General features: G+C 65.2%; 17 protein-coding genes. 5 read left to right on the top strand and 12 right to left on the bottom strand.

Annotated features, from left to right (window positions below; translation table 11 throughout):
* Nucleotides 1-48 precede the first annotated feature (48 nt).
* Both AC1RUR_RS33540 and AC1RUR_RS33535 read left to right on the top strand, forming a co-directional pair.
* Nucleotides 49-552: an RNA pyrophosphohydrolase gene (locus tag AC1RUR_RS33540; protein ID WP_492852059.1), complete on the top strand. Its 504-nt coding sequence runs from the start codon at nucleotides 49-51 to the stop codon at nucleotides 550-552.
* Nucleotides 553-614: 62 nt separating this feature from the next.
* Nucleotides 615-1,115 (top strand): RNA pyrophosphohydrolase, encoded by a 501-nt coding sequence (locus tag AC1RUR_RS33535; protein ID WP_492852149.1) that lies wholly within the window; start codon nucleotides 615-617, stop codon nucleotides 1,113-1,115.
* Nucleotides 1,116-1,278: 163 nt separating this feature from the next.
* Here the strand turns inward: AC1RUR_RS33535 and AC1RUR_RS33530 are convergent, their stop codons facing one another.
* From AC1RUR_RS33530 to AC1RUR_RS33505, 6 genes are all read right to left on the bottom strand, one after another.
* Complete coding sequence (locus tag AC1RUR_RS33530; RefSeq protein ID WP_492852057.1) at nucleotides 1,279-2,916, bottom strand: adenylate/guanylate cyclase domain-containing protein; 1,638 nt, start codon at nucleotides 2,914-2,916, stop codon at nucleotides 1,279-1,281.
* Between the two features lie 164 nt (nucleotides 2,917-3,080).
* Nucleotides 3,081-3,488, bottom strand: a complete 408-nt coding sequence (locus AC1RUR_RS33525; protein ID WP_492852055.1) for a F0F1 ATP synthase subunit epsilon — start codon at nucleotides 3,486-3,488, stop codon at nucleotides 3,081-3,083.
* Nucleotides 3,489-3,576: 88 nt separating this feature from the next.
* On the bottom strand, nucleotides 3,577-5,010 hold the full coding sequence (gene atpD, locus AC1RUR_RS33520) for a F0F1 ATP synthase subunit beta (RefSeq protein ID WP_492852053.1): 1,434 nt from the start codon (nucleotides 5,008-5,010) through the stop codon (nucleotides 3,577-3,579).
* Between the two features lie 83 nt (nucleotides 5,011-5,093).
* On the bottom strand, nucleotides 5,094-5,966 hold the full coding sequence (locus AC1RUR_RS33515; RefSeq protein WP_492852051.1) for a F0F1 ATP synthase subunit gamma: 873 nt from the start codon (nucleotides 5,964-5,966) through the stop codon (nucleotides 5,094-5,096).
* A 144-nt stretch (nucleotides 5,967-6,110) separates the two neighbouring features.
* Nucleotides 6,111-7,640 carry a F0F1 ATP synthase subunit alpha gene (gene atpA / locus AC1RUR_RS33510; RefSeq protein ID WP_194405448.1) on the bottom strand — a complete coding sequence of 510 codons (1,530 nt, stop codon included), beginning with the start codon at nucleotides 7,638-7,640 and terminating at the stop codon, nucleotides 6,111-6,113.
* On the bottom strand, nucleotides 7,640-8,200 hold the full coding sequence (locus AC1RUR_RS33505; RefSeq protein ID WP_492852049.1) for a F0F1 ATP synthase subunit delta: 561 nt from the start codon (nucleotides 8,198-8,200) through the stop codon (nucleotides 7,640-7,642). The genes atpA and AC1RUR_RS33505 overlap by 1 nt, the downstream gene beginning before the upstream one ends.
* Before the next feature lie 668 nt (nucleotides 8,201-8,868).
* Here AC1RUR_RS33505 and AC1RUR_RS33500 point away from each other — a divergent pair.
* Nucleotides 8,869-9,369: a septal ring lytic transglycosylase RlpA family protein gene (locus tag AC1RUR_RS33500; RefSeq protein ID WP_492852047.1), complete on the top strand. Its 501-nt coding sequence runs from the start codon at nucleotides 8,869-8,871 to the stop codon at nucleotides 9,367-9,369.
* A gap of 358 nt (nucleotides 9,370-9,727) precedes the next feature.
* On the opposite strand, the gene AC1RUR_RS33495 is transcribed toward AC1RUR_RS33500, so the two are convergent.
* Entirely contained in the window at nucleotides 9,728-11,938 is a 2,211-nt protein-coding gene (locus AC1RUR_RS33495) for a primosomal protein N' (protein WP_492852045.1), read from the bottom strand.
* 112 nt (nucleotides 11,939-12,050) lie between these two features.
* On the opposite strand from AC1RUR_RS33495, the gene AC1RUR_RS33490 reads away from it, so the two are divergent.
* The gene (locus AC1RUR_RS33490) at nucleotides 12,051-13,016 is read left to right on the top strand and encodes a tyrosine recombinase XerC (protein WP_492852043.1); all 966 of its coding nucleotides are present in this window, start codon (nucleotides 12,051-12,053) and stop codon (nucleotides 13,014-13,016) included.
* Nucleotides 13,017-13,099: 83 nt separating this feature from the next.
* A complete protein-coding gene (locus AC1RUR_RS33485; protein WP_492852041.1) occupies nucleotides 13,100-13,690 on the top strand; it encodes a DUF4337 domain-containing protein in 591 nt (196 codons plus the stop codon).
* A gap of 208 nt (nucleotides 13,691-13,898) precedes the next feature.
* Here AC1RUR_RS33485 and AC1RUR_RS33480 read toward each other — a convergent pair whose 3' ends face one another.
* From AC1RUR_RS33480 to odhB, 5 genes are read right to left on the bottom strand one after another with little or no spacing between them, the layout of a single operon-like run.
* A complete protein-coding gene (locus AC1RUR_RS33480; protein ID WP_492852039.1) occupies nucleotides 13,899-14,429 on the bottom strand; it encodes a hypothetical protein in 531 nt (176 codons plus the stop codon).
* 34 nt (nucleotides 14,430-14,463) lie between these two features.
* A complete protein-coding gene (gene lpdA / locus AC1RUR_RS33475) occupies nucleotides 14,464-15,864 on the bottom strand; it encodes a dihydrolipoyl dehydrogenase (protein WP_492852037.1) in 1,401 nt (466 codons plus the stop codon).
* A gap of 57 nt (nucleotides 15,865-15,921) precedes the next feature.
* The gene (locus AC1RUR_RS33470; protein ID WP_492852035.1) at nucleotides 15,922-16,671 is read right to left on the bottom strand and encodes an SDR family oxidoreductase; all 750 of its coding nucleotides are present in this window, start codon (nucleotides 16,669-16,671) and stop codon (nucleotides 15,922-15,924) included.
* Between the two features lie 25 nt (nucleotides 16,672-16,696).
* Nucleotides 16,697-16,930 (bottom strand): hypothetical protein, encoded by a 234-nt coding sequence (locus AC1RUR_RS33465; RefSeq protein WP_492852033.1) that lies wholly within the window; start codon nucleotides 16,928-16,930, stop codon nucleotides 16,697-16,699.
* An 11-nt stretch (nucleotides 16,931-16,941) separates the two neighbouring features.
* Nucleotides 16,942-18,186: a 2-oxoglutarate dehydrogenase complex dihydrolipoyllysine-residue succinyltransferase gene (odhB, locus tag AC1RUR_RS33460; RefSeq protein WP_492852031.1), complete on the bottom strand. Its 1,245-nt coding sequence runs from the start codon at nucleotides 18,184-18,186 to the stop codon at nucleotides 16,942-16,944.
* Nucleotides 18,187-18,314: the final 128 nt, after the last annotated feature.

Raw genomic sequence — 18,314 nt, 5'->3', positions numbered from 1 at the left:
GCGGGGCCTGCGCAAGCCCTACCGAGAGCACGCAAGAGGTCTGGCAGAATGGCGCGTTACGAGGATCTGCCCTACCGGACCTGCGTCGGAGTGATGCTGATCAACACGAAGGGACTGGTGTTCATCGGCCGCCGCGCCGGCGGCATCGAGCATGTCGACGACACCCATGTCTGGCAGATGCCGCAGGGCGGCGTCGATCCCGGCGAGGACACCTGGGAGGCCGCCAAGCGCGAGCTCTACGAGGAGACCAGCGTGCGCTCGGTCGAGCGGCTCGGCGAGGTCCAGGACTGGCTGATCTACGACATTCCGCGCACGGTCGCAGGGCGCGCCTGGAAGGGCCGCTATCGCGGCCAGCGCCAGAAATGGTTCGCGGTCCGCTTCACCGGCAAGGACAGCGAGATCAATGTCGAAAACCCCGGCGGCGGCCACAAGGCCGAATTCGTCAGCTGGCGCTGGGAACCGATGAAGAATCTGACCGGGTTGATCATCCCCTTCAAGCGCCCGGTCTACGAGCGCGTGGTGAAGGAATTTTCCGCGCTCGCGGATCAATAAATCGAATTGTCGTCCCGGCTTCGGTGCTAATGCACCGGGAAATGACGATGAAAGATTTACGCGTGACCCATGAAAAACCCTATCGTCCCAATGTCGGGATTGCGCTGTTCAATGCCGATGGCCGCGTGCTGATCGGCCACCGCTTCAAGGGCGACGGCCCCGAGATCATCCTGCCGGGCCTCGACTGGCAGATGCCGCAGGGCGGCGTCGACGAGGGCGAGGATCTGCGCGATGCGGCGATGCGCGAGCTCTGGGAGGAGACCAACGTCGTCAGCGCCGAATTCCTCGGCGAGACCGACTGGCTCACCTACGAATTCCCACCCTATGACGGACCGCAGACGCACCGGCTGGCGAAGTTTCGCGGCCAGCGCCAGAAATGGTTCGCACTGCGCTTCACTGGCAAGGATGACGAGATCGACCCGCTGACGCCGCAGAACGGGCAGCCCGCCGAATTCGACGCCTGGCGCTGGGAGCGCCTCGATCGCGTCGCCGATCTCGTGGTGCCGTTCCGCCGCGATGTCTATCAGGCCGTGGCGAAGCAGTTCGCGCCCTTCGCAAACTGAGACTGCGAAAACAACCCCATGCACAGTAGAGCGGGGTTGAAATCATTGGACAATTCGGCGGGAATTTGGACGTGATGCGGCCGCGGCTCTCACCGTCCCTCGCCCTTGCACGCAAGGCTATCGCACATGCGCTCCGTCATCCTGAGGTGCTCAGAGCCCGCTTCTAATTCGTCGGCCCCACCGTGAACGGGCCGATCGCGATGACGCGGCAATCGCTGTCGCGCCTGGCGCAGTCGGCCAGCGCGGAGTTGATTGCGGTCTGCTCATCCGCGGCCTTCAGGCCGAGACCGGGGCGGCCTGCGGTGCCGACCGCGACGGCATTCCAGCCCATGCCGTCCGCGAGCTTGCGCACGACCTCGCCGCGCGCGTCCGCCACAATCGACGCGTTGGAAGCGGCATTGAAGAAGCCGGTGATCCGGAGCAGCGTCGGGATCGGCACGACGAAATTGTCGTCGACCGCGACGACAAGGCAGGCGACGCCGGCGATCGCGCCGCACGACTCCAGCGAACGCCGCGCCGCGTCCTCGGCAGACGATGCGCCCAGCACCATGAAATATTGCCCGCCCGGGCCGAGCGCGACCGACCGGGATTTCGCCGCCGGCACGAACATGTTCTCGAGCCGGACCTTCTGCGGATCGCGCACCATCGGAAAGTCCTTCGACGCGAAGGTCCGTTCGGTCATCGCATCATGCCGGAAGAACGGAGGCGGCGGCATCGGCGGCTTGCCGCGGGTGTAGACCACATTGTTGCCGACCGCATAGAGTTCGCAGTGCCGCGGCGATTGCGCGGCATCGGCGCGCTTCTGGCACTGGTCGAGCGCGGCGTTGCGCGCGGCCTCCTCGTTCGGCTGGTTCAACGCCGAGCCGGTGAAGCCGCCGATATTGAGCGCGAAGGCCTTGTAGTCGCCGGCGGCGGAATAGTCGCCGGCGAGGTAGCTGCGGACGCGCTCGTTGACGAAGGGGACGCTGTCCGCAGCAAACCTGCCCGTCATCGGCGAGGCGGATGGCGACGGTGCCGGCATCGGCGCCATCGCCGCGCCGGCGTTCGGCGGCATCATCGGCGCCTTTGCGAGCTGGGTCGGCGTCGGACTCGGCGCGGCACCTGGTGTCGCGGCCGGCGTCGCCGCGGCGGTCGCCGTCTGCTTGAGCTTGGTGTTGTAGAGGAAGCCGGTGACGCCGATGGCGACGATTGAGACGACGGCAACCACCAGCGGCCACATCCACACGGGTGCCGCGGCCACCTTGGAAGCGGCCTTCTTCAGTTGCGGCTTCGAATAGGTGCCGTCCTCGCGCCGCATCGCCACCATGTAGGCGTGCACCGGCGTCGGGATGTTCTTCACCTCCTGCGCGCCGATGTCGGCGAACTGCACCGACAGCTTGTTGGCGACCTGCTCGTGCACGGCACGCGAGACGCAGATGCCGCCGACCTCGGCGAGGCCTTCGAGCCGTGCTGCGATGTTGACGCCGTCGCCGAGCAGATCGCCGTTGCGCTCGACCACGTCGCCGATGGTGATGCCGATGCGGAACGACATCTGCCGGCTCGGCGGATAGGCCATGTTGCGGGTTCGCAGGGATTCCTGGATATCGATCGCGCAGCGTACCGCATCCACCGCGCTCGGGAATTCCGCGAGCACGGCATCGCCCGCTGTGTTGAAGATGCGGCCGTTCGCCTTTGCGATGAAATCGTCGATGACTTCGCGATAGGAGACGAGACGCCGCAGCGTCTCCTCTTCGTCTTCCGCGACCAGCCTCGAATACCCGGCAATATCGGCTGCGAAAATCGCCGCGATCTTGCGTTTCATCTGCGACCGGCCCCCGGAACAAAATCCGCGGGCGAAGAATGCCGCTATCTCCGGCGCGGTGCAACAAAGTTTCAGCGCCCGCCACTTCCGTGACGAGCGCTGAACTTATTCAGGAATTTCCTGCAGCAATGTCCGGCTTGAGCCCCGAAGCAATGCCCCGGGGCTTAATGCATAGCCGTCGAGCTGAGCTGCTGCTGGATGCTCTTGAAGTGGTCGAGCCGCTCGATGGCCTGATCGAGCTCGCTGCCTTCGTGCTCCTTCAGCCCCTCTTCCATCTCCGCGACCGTCTCGGCGAACTGGGCCTTGTCCAGCTCGGCCATCGAGGTGGCGACGTCGGCGAGCACGGTCAGGCCCTTCTCGGAGACTTCGGCGAGGCCGCCGAGCACGATGATCTTCTCGTGCTTGCCGCCGGTGGTGACGGTGAGGATGCCGGGCCGGATCGCAGCCACGACCGGCGCATGACCGGCCAGCACGCCGAAGTCACCCTCGACGCCGGGGATGTCGACCTGATCGACCTCACCCGAGAATGCGAGCTTTTCCGGCGAGACGAGATCGAAGTGGAAGGTGGCCATGGGAAACCTGCGAATGGTGAGTAGCGTACGGGCGAGTGGCGAGTAGCGAATGGCGAATAGATTCTACTCGCTACTCCCTATTCGCCTCTTAGGCGGCTTCCGCCGCCAGCTTCTTGCCCTTCTCGACCGCCTCTTCGATGGTGCCGACCATGTAGAAGGCGGCTTCCGGCAGGTGGTCGTACTTGCCTTCCACCAGGCCCTTGAAGCCCTTGATGGTGTCGGCGAGGTCGACGAACTTGCCCGGCGAACCCGTGAAGATTTCGGCGACGAAGAACGGCTGCGACATGAAGCGCTCGACCTTGCGGGCGCGGGCCACGGTCAGCTTGTCCTCTTCCGAAAGCTCGTCCATGCCGAGAATGGCGATGATGTCCTGGAGCGCCTTGTAGCGCTGCAGCACCTGCTGGACCTGACGGGCGACCGCGTAATGCTCCTCGCCGACGACCAGCGGGGAGAGCATGCGCGAGGTCGAGTCGAGCGGGTCCACCGCCGGGTAGATGCCCTTTTCGGCGATCGAGCGCGACAGCGTGGTGGTCGCGTCAAGATGCGCGAACGAGGTCGCGGGCGCCGGGTCGGTCAAGTCGTCGGCCGGAACGTAGATGGCCTGCACCGAGGTGATCGAACCCTTCTGCGTGGTGGTGATGCGCTCCTGCAGCGCGCCCATGTCGGTGGCCAGCGTCGGCTGATAACCCACCGCCGAAGGAATACGACCGAGCAGCGCCGACACTTCCGAGCCGGCCTGGGTGAAACGGAAGATGTTGTCGACGAAGAACAGCACGTCCTGGCCCTTGTCGCGGAAGTCTTCCGCGATGGTGAGGCCGGTGAGCGCGACGCGGGCGCGGGCGCCGGGCGGCTCGTTCATCTGGCCGAACACCAGCGCGCACTTCGACTTCACGCCCTCGTCCGGTTTGTGCGGATCGGCGTTGACCTTGGACTCGATGAACTCGTGATAGAGATCGTTGCCCTCGCGGGTCCGCTCGCCGACGCCGGCGAACACGGAGTAACCGCCGTGCGCCTTCGCGACGTTGTTGATCAGCTCCTGGATCAGCACGGTCTTGCCGACGCCGGCGCCGCCGAACAGGCCGATCTTGCCGCCCTTCGCATAGGGAGCCAGAAGGTCGACGACCTTGATGCCGGTGACGAGAATTTCAGCCTCGGTGGACTGGTCGGTGTAGGACGGCGCTTCCTGGTGGATGGCCCGCAGGCCGTCCGACTTGACGGGACCTGCTTCGTCGATCGGCTCGCCGATGACGTTGATGATGCGGCCGAGCGTACCTTCGCCGACGGGAACGCGGATCGGCGAACCGGTGTCGGTGACTTCCTGGCCGCGGACCAGGCCCTCGGTGGTGTCCATCGCGATGGTGCGGACGGTGGATTCACCGAGATGCTGGGCGACTTCGAGCACCAGGCGGTTACCGCCGTTCTTGGTCTCGAGCGAGTTGAGAATGGCCGGCAGGTGGCCTTCGAACTGCACGTCGACGACGGCGCCGATGACCTGGGTGACGCGACCGGACTGGGCTGCCATTGAATGTCTCCTTCGATCCGAACTTCTGAACCGCGGTCAGCTTGACCGGGATGTTGCGTTTGACGGGTATTGAAGCGCCTTGGTCAGACGGCCTCGGCACCCGAGATGATTTCGATCAGTTCCTTGGTGATCTGCGCCTGACGCGTGCGGTTGTAGACCAGCGTCTGCTTGCGGATCATCTCGCCGGCGTTGCGCGTCGCGTTGTCCATCGCGCTCATCTGCGCGCCGTAGAACGAGGCGTTGTTCTCGAGCAGCGCGCGGAAGATCTGGACCGCGAGGTTGCGCGGCAGAAGACGCGTGAGGATCTCGTCCTCTTCCGGCTCGTATTCGTAGGACGTGGTGCTGGCGGCAGCGCCCGCCTCGACGACCAGCGGAATGACCTGCTGGGCAGTCGGGATCTGCGCGATCACCGAGCGGAAGCGGGAATAGAACAGCGTGCAGACATCGAACTCGCCGTTGTCGAAGCGCGCCAGAACCTTCTTGGCGATGTCCTCGGCGTTGACGAAACCGAGCTGGCGAACGCTGCGCAGGTCGAGATGCTCGACGATCTGCTTGTCGAACAGGCGACGGAGCTGCTCGTAACCCTTGCGGCCGACGCAGAAGAATTTGACTTCCTTGCCCTGCGCCATCAGCGCCTGGGCGCGCTCGCGGGCGAGACGCACGATCGAGGAGTTGAAGGCGCCGGACAGGCCGCGCTCGCCGGTGCAGACCAGCAGCAGGTGAACCTGGTCCTTGCCGGTGCCGGCCAGCAGCGCCGGCGCGCCGGGCGAGCCCGCCGCGGCGCTGGCGATGTTGGAGATCACCGCGCTCATCTTGTCGGCATAGGGACGCGCAGCTTCCGCCGCGGTCTGCGCACGGCGCAGCTTGGAGGCCGCGACCATCTGCATGGCCTTGGTGATCTTTTGCGTCGCCTTGGTGGAGGCGATGCGGACGCGCATGTCTTTAAGTGACGCCATTCTTCGTCCCCAGCGATCAGCTTGCGGCTCGACCGCGACCCTGTCTTATCGTCATGCCCGGGCTTGTCCCGGGCATCCACGTACTCGTCTCCACGCGGTCAGGCGTGGATGGCCGGGACAAGCCCGGCCATGACGGCTCTGTATTTACGCAAAGCTCTTCGCGAAACCTTCGACCACCGACTTCAGCTTGGCGGCGGTGTCGTCGGTGAGGTCGCGAGTGTCGCGGATCGAATTGAGGATGTCGGCGTTCTTGCCGCGCAGCAGCGACAGCAGACCGTCCTCGAACGCACGCACCTTGTTGACCGGCAGCGGATCGAGATAGCCGTTGGTGCCGGCCCAGATCACGCAGACCTGCTCTTCCATCTTCAGCGGCGAGAACTGCGGCTGCTTCAGCAGCTCGGTGAGGCGCGAACCGCGGTTGAGCAGGCGCTGGGTCGAGGCGTCGAGGTCGGAGCCGAACTGCGCGAACGCCGCCATTTCGCGGTACTGCGCGAGCTCGCCCTTGATCTTGCCGGCGACCTTCTTGGTGGCCTTGGTCTGCGCCGACGAACCGACGCGCGACACCGACAGACCGACGTTCACCGCGGGGCGGATGCCCTGGAAGAACAGGTCGGTTTCCAGGAAGATCTGACCGTCGGTGATCGAGATGACGTTGGTCGGGATGTAGGCCGACACGTCATTGGCCTGGGTTTCGATGACCGGCAGCGCCGTCAGCGAGCCCGAGCCCTGGTCCTTGTTCAGCTTCGCCGCGCGCTCGAGCAGGCGGGAGTGCAGATAGAACACGTCGCCGGGATAGGCTTCGCGGCCCGGCGGGCGGCGCAGCAGCAGCGACATCTGGCGGTAGGCGACGGCCTGCTTGGACAGATCGTCATAGATGATGACGGCGTGCATGCCGTTGTCGCGGAAATACTCGCCCATGGTGCAGCCGGTGAACGGCGCGATGTACTGCATCGGCGCCGGATCCGACGCGGTGGCGGCGACGACGATCGAATATTCGAGCGCGCCCTGCTCTTCCAGCACCTTCACGAACTGGGCGACGGTCGAACGCTTCTGGCCGACCGCGACGTAGACGCAGTACAGCTTGATGTTCTCGTCGGGCTGCGCGTTGAGCGGCTTCTGGTTCAGGATGGTGTCGAGCGCGATCGCGGTCTTGCCGGTCTGACGGTCGCCGATGATCAGCTCGCGCTGGCCACGGCCGATCGGGATCAGGGCGTCGATCGCCTTGAGGCCGGTCGCCATCGGCTCGTTCACCGACTTGCGCGGAATGATGCCGGGCGCCTTGACGTCGACGCGCATACGCTTGTCGGCCTGGATCGGGCCCTTGCCGTCGATCGGGTTGCCGAGACCGTCGACCACGCGGCCGAGCAGGCCCTTGCCGACCGGCGCGTCCACGATGGCGCGGGTGCGCTTGACGGTCTGGCCTTCCTTGATCTCGCGGTCGGCGCCGAAAATAACGACACCGACGTTGTCGGTTTCGAGGTTCAGCGCCATGCCGCGGGTGCCGTTCTCGAACTCGACCATTTCACCGGCCTGGACGTTGTCCAGACCGTAGACGCGGGCGATACCATCGCCGACGGACAGCACCTGTCCGACTTCGGAGACTTCAGCTTCCTGGCCGAAATTCTTGATCTGGTCCTTGAGGATCGCGGAAATTTCCGCGGCGCGGATGTCCATCAGCCTGCCTCTTTCATCGCGTGCTTGATCGAATTGAGTTTGGTGCGAAGCGAACCATCCACCATGCGGCTGCCCAGCTTGACGACGAGGCCACCGATGATCGAGGGATCGACTTTCACGTTCAGCGCGACGTCCTTGCCGGTCACCGACTTCAGGGCAACCTTGAGGGCGTCGAGATTCTTGTCAGAAAGCGCTTCCGCCACCGTGACATCCGCGGTCGCCTCGCCCTTGAACCTGGCGACGAGGGCGCGGTAGGCGCGGATGACGTCGGCCACCACGAACAGGCGGCGGTTGGCAGTCAGCACTTTCAGGAAATTGGCGGTGATGCCGGCGATACCGGCCTTGTCCAGCACGGCCGAGAGGGCCCGGGACTGGGCATCGGCCGCGAACACCGGGCTGCGGACGAGGCGCTTCAGATCGGCGCTCTCGCTCAGCAAGGCCTCGAACCTGTCGAGGTCGGCCTTGACCTCGTCGACCACTTTCTGGTCGCGGGCCAGTTCAAACAAGGCCGTTGCATAACGACCGGACACACCTGAAACGGACGTATCTTCTGCAGCCACAGACGCGCTCTTTTTGCTGTCAAACTCGCAAGGGAAAAACCGTCGCCACAAAGCGGCGCCTAGCGATCCAAGCCCTTGGAATTCAAGCGGAACTTCGATTTTCGGCCGACACGGGAGGTGCCGGGTCCGTTAAAATCGCGGCTTTGCTAACATAGCAGGCGCGCACGTGCAACATGACGCCAAATTAAAGGCATCAGGTTCTGTCGCCAGTTCGTCGCAGTTGCGACACACGACGACGGATGACATCGACCTGAGCGTGGACTTGCACGACGACCTGCCACGCCACGGAATTGCCGTGAGCCTGACGTCGGCCCGGCACCCATTCGTTCCTGCCCTCAGCGCATAGCGGCCATGAACACGGATCACTGAGGCGTGAATCCCGCCTCGCCAGACCTGCTCGCCGAATACTTACCCAATTCTAAACGCAGGGAGCGATGACTTCGTTTTACAGTATTCATAAGTAATAATTCGATTAACGAATCGTTAAAGTGCAAGATTACGGAATGTCGGATGAATATACCGGCAGGTCACAAGATATTTCATGACGACACAGAACAGATTTACTGCCCAATTCATGCCGCATTGCGAAGGGAAACGCCAAATCGCTCACAAACTGATGGGGGCTCCACTAGCCACATATGTGGCAATACTAGCTTAGGGACCACTAAATGCTGTCTTTGAAGACGCTGGGCAATGTGACCCGGCCGCGTACGGCGATCGCTTTTGTTGCCGCAACTCTTCTTATCGGTGGAACTGCCACCGAAGCGTCCGCCAAATCCAGGCATCATCGGCATCACCATCATCGCCACCACGCCCAGACCGACTCCAACACCGGCTCGGACTGGCGCAACGCCAATGCGTCGATGACGCCCTCGTCGGGCTCCGGACACAGCTTCTCCGGCATGGCCTCCTATTACGGCAACGAGTCCGGCAGCCGCACCGCCTCGGGCCAGCGCTTCAACCAGAACGCCCTGACCGCGGCGCATCGTTCGCTGCCGTTCGGCACCAAGCTCCGCGTCACCCATGGCGGCCAGAGCGTCATCGTCACCATCAATGACCGTGGCCCGTTCATTCGCGGCCGCGTGCTCGACCTCTCCACGGGCGCTGCCCGCGCCATCGGCCTCACCGGCGCCGGCGTCGGCCGCGTCACGGCGGAAGTCGTCTCCTAAGGCGCATCACGCGTCGAAATAAGCCCGCCGTCTTTGGGGGACGGCGGGCTTTTTTTGTTTGGCCTGTCAGTTGCGGCAGCGTCCCTCTCGTGTCCCGGACGAGCTGCAACGCGCCAGCGTTGCTGCGCAGAGCCGGGACCCAGAAGGCGACAGGGATCGCTGCGGCATGGGCCCCGGCTCTGCAGCGCACCGTCAAAGAGACGCTGCGCTGCGTCCGGGGCACGAGAGGAGAGTGGAGCGCAGGCTCTCTCCCCGTCATTGCGAGGAGCGCAGCGACGAAGCAATCCAGACTGCCTGCGCGGAGGGATTCTGGATTGCTTCGCTCCGCTCGCAATGACGGGGAGAGAGCGGTGGGACCTTACAAAAAGCTCTGCGGATCGACATCCACTTCGAGCTTCTGGTTGCCCTTCGGCTTCGGGCACACCGCGAGCCAATTGCGCAAATAGTCCGACAGGTCGAAACCGCGCGCCGATTTCACCAGGATGCGGAAGCGGTAGCGGCCCTTGATCACCGCGAGCGGCGCTTCCGCCGGGCCCAGCACCACCACGCGCTCGTCACGCGGCGCGAGCGCAACGAGTCTTCGCCCAAGACCTTCCGCGCTCGGGCGGTCGCCGGCGGAGATGATCAGGCTCGCAAGGCGCCCGAACGGCGGATAGAGCGTCTTCTCGCGCAGATCGATCTCGCTGTCGTAGAAGGCCTCGCGGTCGCAGGCGATCAGCGCCTTCATCACGGGATGATCGGGCTGGTGGGTCTGGAGATAGCCGACGCCGCGGCCCTGCTCGCGTCCGGCACGGCCGATCACCTGGTTGAGCAATTGCCAGGTCCGCTCCGCCGCGCGCGGATCGCCGTTGGACAGGCCCAGATCCGCATCGACCACGCCGACCAGATTGAGCCGCGGGAAGTTGTGGCCCTTGGCGACGAGCTGCGTGCCGATGATGATGTCGACGCGACCCTCCGCGATCTCGTTGAGCTCGCTGCGCATCGTCTCGATCGAGGTGATGAGATCGCTCGACAGCACCATGGTGCGCGCCTCCGGGAACAGTGCCGCGGCTTCTTCCTGCAAGCGCTCGACGCCGGGCCCGACGGCGACCAGCGATTCCTCCGCCGCGCAATGCGGGCAGGTCTGCGGGCGCGGCATCGAGAAGCCGCAGTGATGACAGACGAGGCGCTGGCGGAAGCGGTGATCGACCAGCCAGGCATCGCAGATGGTGCAGGCGAAGCGGTGGCCGCAGCGGCGGCACAGCGTCAGGGGCGCGTAGCCGCGGCGATTGAGGAACAACAGCGCCTGCTCGCGCTTCTCGATCGCGGTCCTGATCTCGCCGGCCAGGCGCGGCGAGATGAAGCGGCCGCGCGCGGGCGGCTCGCGGCGCATGTCGATGGCCTCGATATGCGGCATGTGCTGGCCGCCGAAGCGCGAGGGCAGCGCGATGCGCTGATAGCGGTTCTTGCGCGCGTTGACCTCGGATTCGACCGACGGCGTCGCGGAGGCCAGCACGATCGGAATCTTGGCGATATGCGCGCGCACCACCGCCATGTCGCGGGCATGGTAATGCACGCCTTCGTCCTGCTTGTAGGCCTGGTCGTGCTCCTCATCGACGACGATGAGGCCGAGATTGCCGTAAGGCAGGAACAGCGCCGAACGCGCGCCGACCACGACCGGCGCTGAGCCTTCCGAGATCGCCGCCCAGTTGCGCGCGCGGGTGCGCGGCGTCAGCTCCGAGTGCCACTCGATCGGGCGCACGCCAAAACGCTGCGCAAAGCGATCGAGGAACTGGCCGGTGAGCGCGATCTCCGGCATCAGGATCAGCGACTGCTTGCCGCGGCGGATCGCTTCGGCGACGGCCTCGAAATAGACCTCGGTCTTGCCCGAGCCGGTGACGCCGTCGAGCAGCGCGACATGGAAGGTGCCGTTGGCCGCGAGCGCGCGCATCGCATCCACGCCGGCGCGCTGCAGCGGCGAAAAATCCGGCCGGGCGAAATCCGGATCAGGCGCCGGCGGCGGTGGCGGCGGCGGCATCGGCTCGACCGTGAGCGTGCCTTCGTCGACGAGCCCGTCGATCACGCCGGCCGAGACACCGGCTTCCTTGGCGGCTTCCGACTTGCCGTGCAGCAGCCGGTCCGACAGCACCTCGATCAGCCGCTGCCGCGCCGGCGTCAGCCGCCTGGGGGGATCGCCGACCAGGCGCACGCCGGGACGCACCCGCTCGGGCCCGAGATTTTCGCCCATCCGCAGGCACATGCGCAGCACCATGCCGCGCGGGCTCAGCGTGTAATTGGCGACCCAGTCCACGACCGAGCGCAACTCCGGCTTGAGCGGCGGGATATCGAGCTTCTCGCCGACCTCCTTGAGGCGGTTGTGCAGGCGCGGATCCGGATTGGCGTTTTCGGCCCAGACCACGGCGAGCACCTCGCGGGGCCCGAGCGGCACGCCGACGAGATCGCCCGCCTTCAGCTCCATTCCGCGCGGCACCTTGTAGGAATAGGTCTGGTCGAGCGCGACCGGCACCAGCACGTCGACCATGCGGGTCGCGTTGGCGGGGGTGGTCGTGCTGCGCGACGAATGATCCATGGGGGAGAGAATCGGAACCTGGGGGCTTGAGGCTAGCCGCAGGAGGCGGCCTTAGCGAACAGTAAACGGGTGTGATGCGATATACTGTGCGGAATCACCACGTCCAGAGCGCATGAGCAAAGCGGCCGCCCCCCACATCGAGCTCGCCAGCGCCGATCCCTCGATCGCGCAGGAGATGACGCGCTGGCTGTCGCATCTCGGTGCCGAGCGGCGGCTGTCGCCGAAGACGCTGGAAGCTTACGGCCGCGACTTGCGGCAGTGCCTGGATTTCCTCTGCTCCCATTGGGGCGAACGCGTCACGCTCAAGCGCTTCGCGGCGCTGGAAGCCACCGACATCCGCGCCTTCATGGCGATGCGCCGCGCCGACGACATTGCCGGCCGCTCGCTGATGCGCGCGCTGGCGGGCCTGCGCTCGTTCGGTCGCTTCCTCGAGCGCGAGGGCAAGGGCAAGGTCGGCGCGCTCTCGGCCATTCGTGCGCCGAAGGTCGCCAAGAGCCTGCCGAAGCCGCTGCCGATGGCCTCGGCCAAACGTCTTGCCGACGCCGACGAACGCGCCGGCGAGGAGCGCGAGACCTGGGTTCTGGCGCGCGACGCCGCCGTCATGGCGCTGCTGTATGGCTCGGGCCTGCGCATCTCCGAAGCGCTCGGCCTGAAACGCCGCGAGGTGCCGCGTCCCGGCGAAGGCGACGTGCTGATCGTGACAGGCAAAGGCAACAAGACCCGCATGGTGCCGGTGCTCCAGAACGTGCTCGAACTCGTGCAGGAATACGTCTCGATGTGCCCGTACCCGCTGCCGGCGGAAGGGCCGATCTTCCTGGGCGCGCGCGGCGGCCCCTTGAGCCCGCGGATCATCCAGCTCGCGATGGAGCGGCTGCGCGGCGCGCTCGGCTTGCCCGACAGCGCGACGCCGCATGCGCTGCGCCATTCCTTCGCCACGCATCTGTTGTCACGCGGCGGCGATCTGCGCGCGATCCAGGAATTGCTCGGCCATTCCTCGCTCTCGACCACGCAGATCTACACCGGCATCGATTCCGAGCGGCTGCTGGAAGTCTATGCGAGCGCACATCCGCGGCGCTGACACACTGACGTCACAACCTCCATGCCTCTTGCGCGGTGCCCGCGGTTCGGTCAATCGTTACGGAACCGAGGCAGGAGGGATTTATGAGCGCACATGAAAGCATGGAGCATGCCGAGCACGCCGAGCACGCGTCCGGCTCGAACAAGAAGATCGCACTTCTGATCGCCGTGCTGGCCCTGTTCCTGGCGATCTCGGAGACGCTCGGCAAGGGCGCCCAGACCGAATCGATCAGCAAGAACGTCGAGGGCGCCAATCTCTGGGCGTTCTTCCAGGCCAAGAGCATCCGCCGCACCGTGGTGGTGACAGCGGCCGAGCAGGGCAAGCTCGCTCTGGCCGCCACCACCGACGACGCCATGAAGGCCGTGGTGCAGAAGCAGCTCGACGACTGGACCAAGACCGCGCAGCGCTACCGCTCCGAGCCCGAGACCGGCGAAGGCACCGAGCAGCTCGCCGAGAAAGCCAAGCACGCCGAGCACGAGCGCGACGAGGCGACCGCGAAATATCATCACTTCGAGCTGGCGTCCGCCGCCTTCCAGATCGGCATCGTGCTGGCCTCGGCCACCATCATCACCGGCATGTTCGCGCTGGCCTATGTCGCCGGCATCCTGACGCTGGGCGGCATCCTCATGACCGCGCTCGGCCTGTGGTGGCCGCATCTGCTGCATTTGCATTGATGCGGTGAGGCACCTTGCTCAGCCGTCGTCCCGGCGAAGGCCGGGACCCACCGCGTGATCCATCGATGGCTGACGATAGGAGTACCGAACGACGAGTCTTCGCCAAACCTCTCCCTGTGGTTATGGGTCCCGGCCCCCGTGCGCAATCGCGCACTAGGCCGGGACGACATTGGAGGATTTGGCGAAGCGCAGGTTCGGACAGCAGCGCTCACCGCGCCTGGTGCACGCTCTTGCGGAAGCGCTGGATGAGGCGGAGCGTGCGGGAGGACCAGCCTTCGCCGTTGCCGGCGATGATCTCCTTGATGCGATGCTTGACGGGATCGACCAGCTCGGCCGCCCTGGCGCGCAGCTTCAGCACCAGCGCGTAGAGCCGCTCGAACCAGTGCATCTCCATCAGCTTGTCGCGCGTGACGTCGAACACGAACGCGGTGACGCCGACGCCGAGCAGCTTTGCGAACAGGATCGTGAAGACCGCGCTGGTCCAGTATTCGTGCGTGAGCAGCCACAGGCCGACCAGCTTGAGCGGAAACAGCGGGATGATGGGGACCGCGAACACGATCAGCGTCATCGCCGGCGACAGCGCGTCGACGCGATCCGTCAGCCATTGCTTGAAACGCGCAAGCGGGACGGCTGCGACGACCCGCGCGACGATCGGTTCGAGATGGTCCCACAGCCAGGCTTCGATCAGGAAGATGATCGCCAGCAGGACCCAGACCGGTTGAAGAAGGCGGCGCAGCATGTGTTTCCCGCCCGATTCGGCGCTGGGCGCGTGCCTACATATGGATGGCCCGCTTGCCGACTGCAAGCGCGGCCTCCTTGACGGCTTCCGAGCGGGTCGGATGCGCGTGGCAGGTGCGCGCGAGATCCTCCGCACTGCCGCCAAACTCCATGAGGACACAGGCTTCATGGATCATTTCGCCGGCTTCGCGGCCGATAATGTGCACGCCGAGCACGCGATCGGTCTTCGCATCTGCGAGAATCTTCACAAAGCCGTCAGTGGTCTGGTTGACCTTGGAGCGGCCATTGGCGGTAAAGGGAAACTTCCCGACGGTATAAGCCACGCCCGCCTGTTTCAGTTCCTCCTCGGTCTTGCCGACGGAGGACACTTCCGGCGTGGTATACACGACGCCTGGGATAACGTCGTAATTCACGTGGCCGGCCTGCCCTGCGATGATCTCCGCAACCGCAACGCCTTCATCCTCGGCCTTGTGCGCGAGCATCGGACCAGCGACGACGTCGCCGATGGCGTAGACGCCCTTGAGGCTGGTGGCGAAATGCGGATCGATCTGCACGCGGCCGCGATTGTCCAGCGCAACGCCGGCTTCCTTCAGGCCGAGACCGTCGGTGTAGGGCACGCGGCCGATGGCGACGAGCACGACGTCGGCGTCCAGCGTCTCCGCAGCGCCGCCGGCGGCGGGCTCGATCGTCGCCTTCAGCGTCTTGCCTGAGGTGTCGACCGCGGTGACCTTGGCGCCGAGCTTGAACGCAAATCCCTGCTTCTCGAGGATGCGCTGGAATTGCTTGGCGATCTCGCCGTCCATGCCGGGCAGGATGCGATCGAGGAATTCGACGACGACGACTTCGGCGCCGAGACGGTGCCAGACCGAGCCGAGCTCGAGGCCGATCACGCCGGCGCCGACGATCAAGAGCTTGCCGGGGACCTTGTCCAGCGACAGCGCGCCGGTGGACGAGACGATGCGCTTCTCGTCGATCTCGATGCCCTTGAGGCGCGCGATGTCGGAGCCGGTGGCGATCACGATGTTCTTGGTCTCGACTACTTGCGACTTGCCGTCGGCGGAAACTTCGACCTTGCCGGTACCGAGGATCTTGCCGGTGCCCTTGAGCACGTCGACCTTGTTCTTCTTCATCAGGAACTCGACGCCCTTGACGTTGCCGTCGATGCCCTGCTGCTTGAAGTTCATCATCGCGGGAAGATCGAGCTTCGGCGACGAAACGCTCACGCCCATCTTGGCGAAGGAATGCCCGGCTTCCTCGAACATCTCGGAGGCGTGCAGCAGCGCCTTGGACGGCATGCAGCCGACGTTGAGGCAGGTGCCGCCGAGCGTTGCGTTCTTTTCGACCACCGCGACTTTCATGCCGAGCTGGCTAGCGCGCACCGCGCAGACATAACCGCCAGGTCCGGTGCCGATGACGACGAGATCGTAGGTAGCCATGAGAGAAAGTCCCGTAGGTTTAGCGTGATGAGGATGTGTCAGCGTCCGCGCGGCGCGTCAGCGTCCGCCGGACACATCGAGAGTGGCTGCAGTCACGTAAGAGGCCTCATCCGACATCAGCCAGACGATGGCGTTGGCGATTTCATCGGCGGTGCCGACGCGTTTCATCGGTACCATATGGGCCAGGCGATGATGCCGATCGGGCTCACCGCCGGACGCGTGGATTTCGGTGTCGATCAGGCCGGGGCGAATGCCCGCGACGCGAATGCCTTCGCCCGCGACCTCATAGCCGAGGCCGGTGGTAAAGGAATCAATCGCGCCCTTGGACGCCGCGTAGTCAACATAGGTGTTGGGCGCGCCGAGCTTGGCAGCGACCGATGACAGATTGACGATGACGCCGCCCTTGCCGCCGTGCTTGGTCGACATCCGCTTGACGGCCTCGCGCGCACACAGGATCGAGCCGGTGACGTTGACCGCCATCACGCGCTGGATGCGCTCGGCCGACATCTCGTCGACACGCACGCCGCTCTGGCCGACGATGCCGCCATTGTTGACCAGCGCGCCCAGCGTGCCGAACTTGTCCGCTTCCTTGAACAGCGCGAGGATGTCGCCCTCTTCGGCGACATCGCATTTCACCGCGATGGCCTTGCCGTTGCTGGCCTCGATGGCGGCGACCACCTCGTCGGCGGCCTTCTTGTTGCCGGCATAGCCGACCACGACACGGAAGCCGCGCGCGGCCGCCGCGATCGCGGTCGCCCGCCCGATGCCGCGGCTACCGCCGGTGATGACAACGACTTTATCGGTCACATCAATCCCCACGAGTTCGAGCGCACTACGACGTCTTGCCCTCAAGAGCTGCCAAGCGATCCAGCACGGACTTATCCGTCAAGCTGATCAAATAGAACAGGATGAAGGGCGTGAGAAACGGGATCAGGCACAAGGCCGCGAAGCCGACCCCCTTACCCTTCCTGCGACTGATAGGAATCGCGAAGAAGAAAAAGATAAGGGTGGTCAGCAGGAGCGGCACCAAGGAGATGAGCGCATGCGCAAGCGACGGCTCCCCCATCGTCGCCTCCCTTAGAGATCGAGCACCAGGCGCGCCGGATCTTCCAGGCTCTCCTTGACGCGAACCAGGAAGGTGACGGCTTCCTTGCCGTCGATGACGCGGTGATCGTAGGACAGCGCCAGATACATCATCGGGCGAACCTCGATCTTGCCGCCGACGACCATCGGCCGCTCCTGGATCTTGTGCATGCCGAGAATGCCGGACTGCGGCGCGTTCAGGATCGGGGTCGACATCAGCGAGCCGTAGATGCCGCCATTGGTGATGGTGAAGGTACCGCCCTGCATCTCGTCGATCTTGAGCTGGCCGTCACGGGCGCGGCGTCCGAAATCGGCGATGCCCTTCTCGATGTCGGCGATCGACTTGTTGTCGCAGTCGCGCACCACGGGCACGACAAGGCCCTTGTCGGTGCCGACGGCGACGCCGATGTGATAGTAGTTCTTGTAGATCAGGTCGGTGCCGTCGATCTCGGCGTTGACCGCCGGGATGTCCTTCAGCGCCTGCACCACGGCCTTGGTGAAGAAGCCCATGAAGCCGAGCTTGCTGCCGTGCTTCTTCTCGAACGCATCCTTGTAGTGGGCACGCAGCGCCATGACGTTGGTCATGTCGACCTCGTTGAAGGTCGTGAGCATGGCCGCGGTGTTCTGCACGTCCTTGAGGCGGCGCGCGATGGTCTGGCGCAGCCGGGTCATCTTGACGCGCTCTTCGCGGGCGGCGTCATCGGCCGGCGAGGCGCTGCGCACCTGAACGGCGGCGGCGGGTTGGTTGACCGGGGTCGGCGCGGACGCGGCACGCTCGATCGCGGCCAGCATGTCGCCCTTGGTGACGCGGCCGTCCTTGCCGGAGCCGGGAACGGTCGAAGCGTCGATGCCGGTCTCGGCCGAGAGCTTGCGCACGGACGGGGCGAGCGGCGCATCGGCCGGCGGCGCCTTCGCGGCCGGAGCCGGCGCGGCAGCAGCGGCCGCGGCAGCCGGAGCAGCAGCGGGCTTGGCGGGAGCAGCGGCCGGCTTGGCGGCGCCAGCAGCACCTTCCGTGATCTGGCCGAGCAGCGCACCGACCGCAACGGTCGCGCCATCGGCGGCGATGATCTCGCTCAGCGTGCCGGCTGAGGGCGCCGGGACTTCGATGGTGACCTTGTCGGTCTCGAGCTCCACCAGGGGCTCGTCGACGGCGACGGGATCGCCGGCCTTCTTGAACCAGCGGCCGATGGTGGCCTCGGTGACGGATTCGCCGAGCGTCGGCACACGAATTTCAGTCATGGTCTTTTCCTTAAGGAGATCGCCAATGCGGTCGTGATTGTCAGATGTCATCGGCCGGCGAAAAGCAGGCCATCCAGCAAACCGGGACGTTCGCATTCACAACGGACGTCGCGGCGTACTGGATGCCC

This window comes from Bradyrhizobium sp. GW821-FHT12B03 (assembly GCF_058807535.1).
The sequence above is the reverse complement of the archived record's forward strand: the minus strand, read 5'-3'. Positions and strand labels throughout refer to the sequence as shown.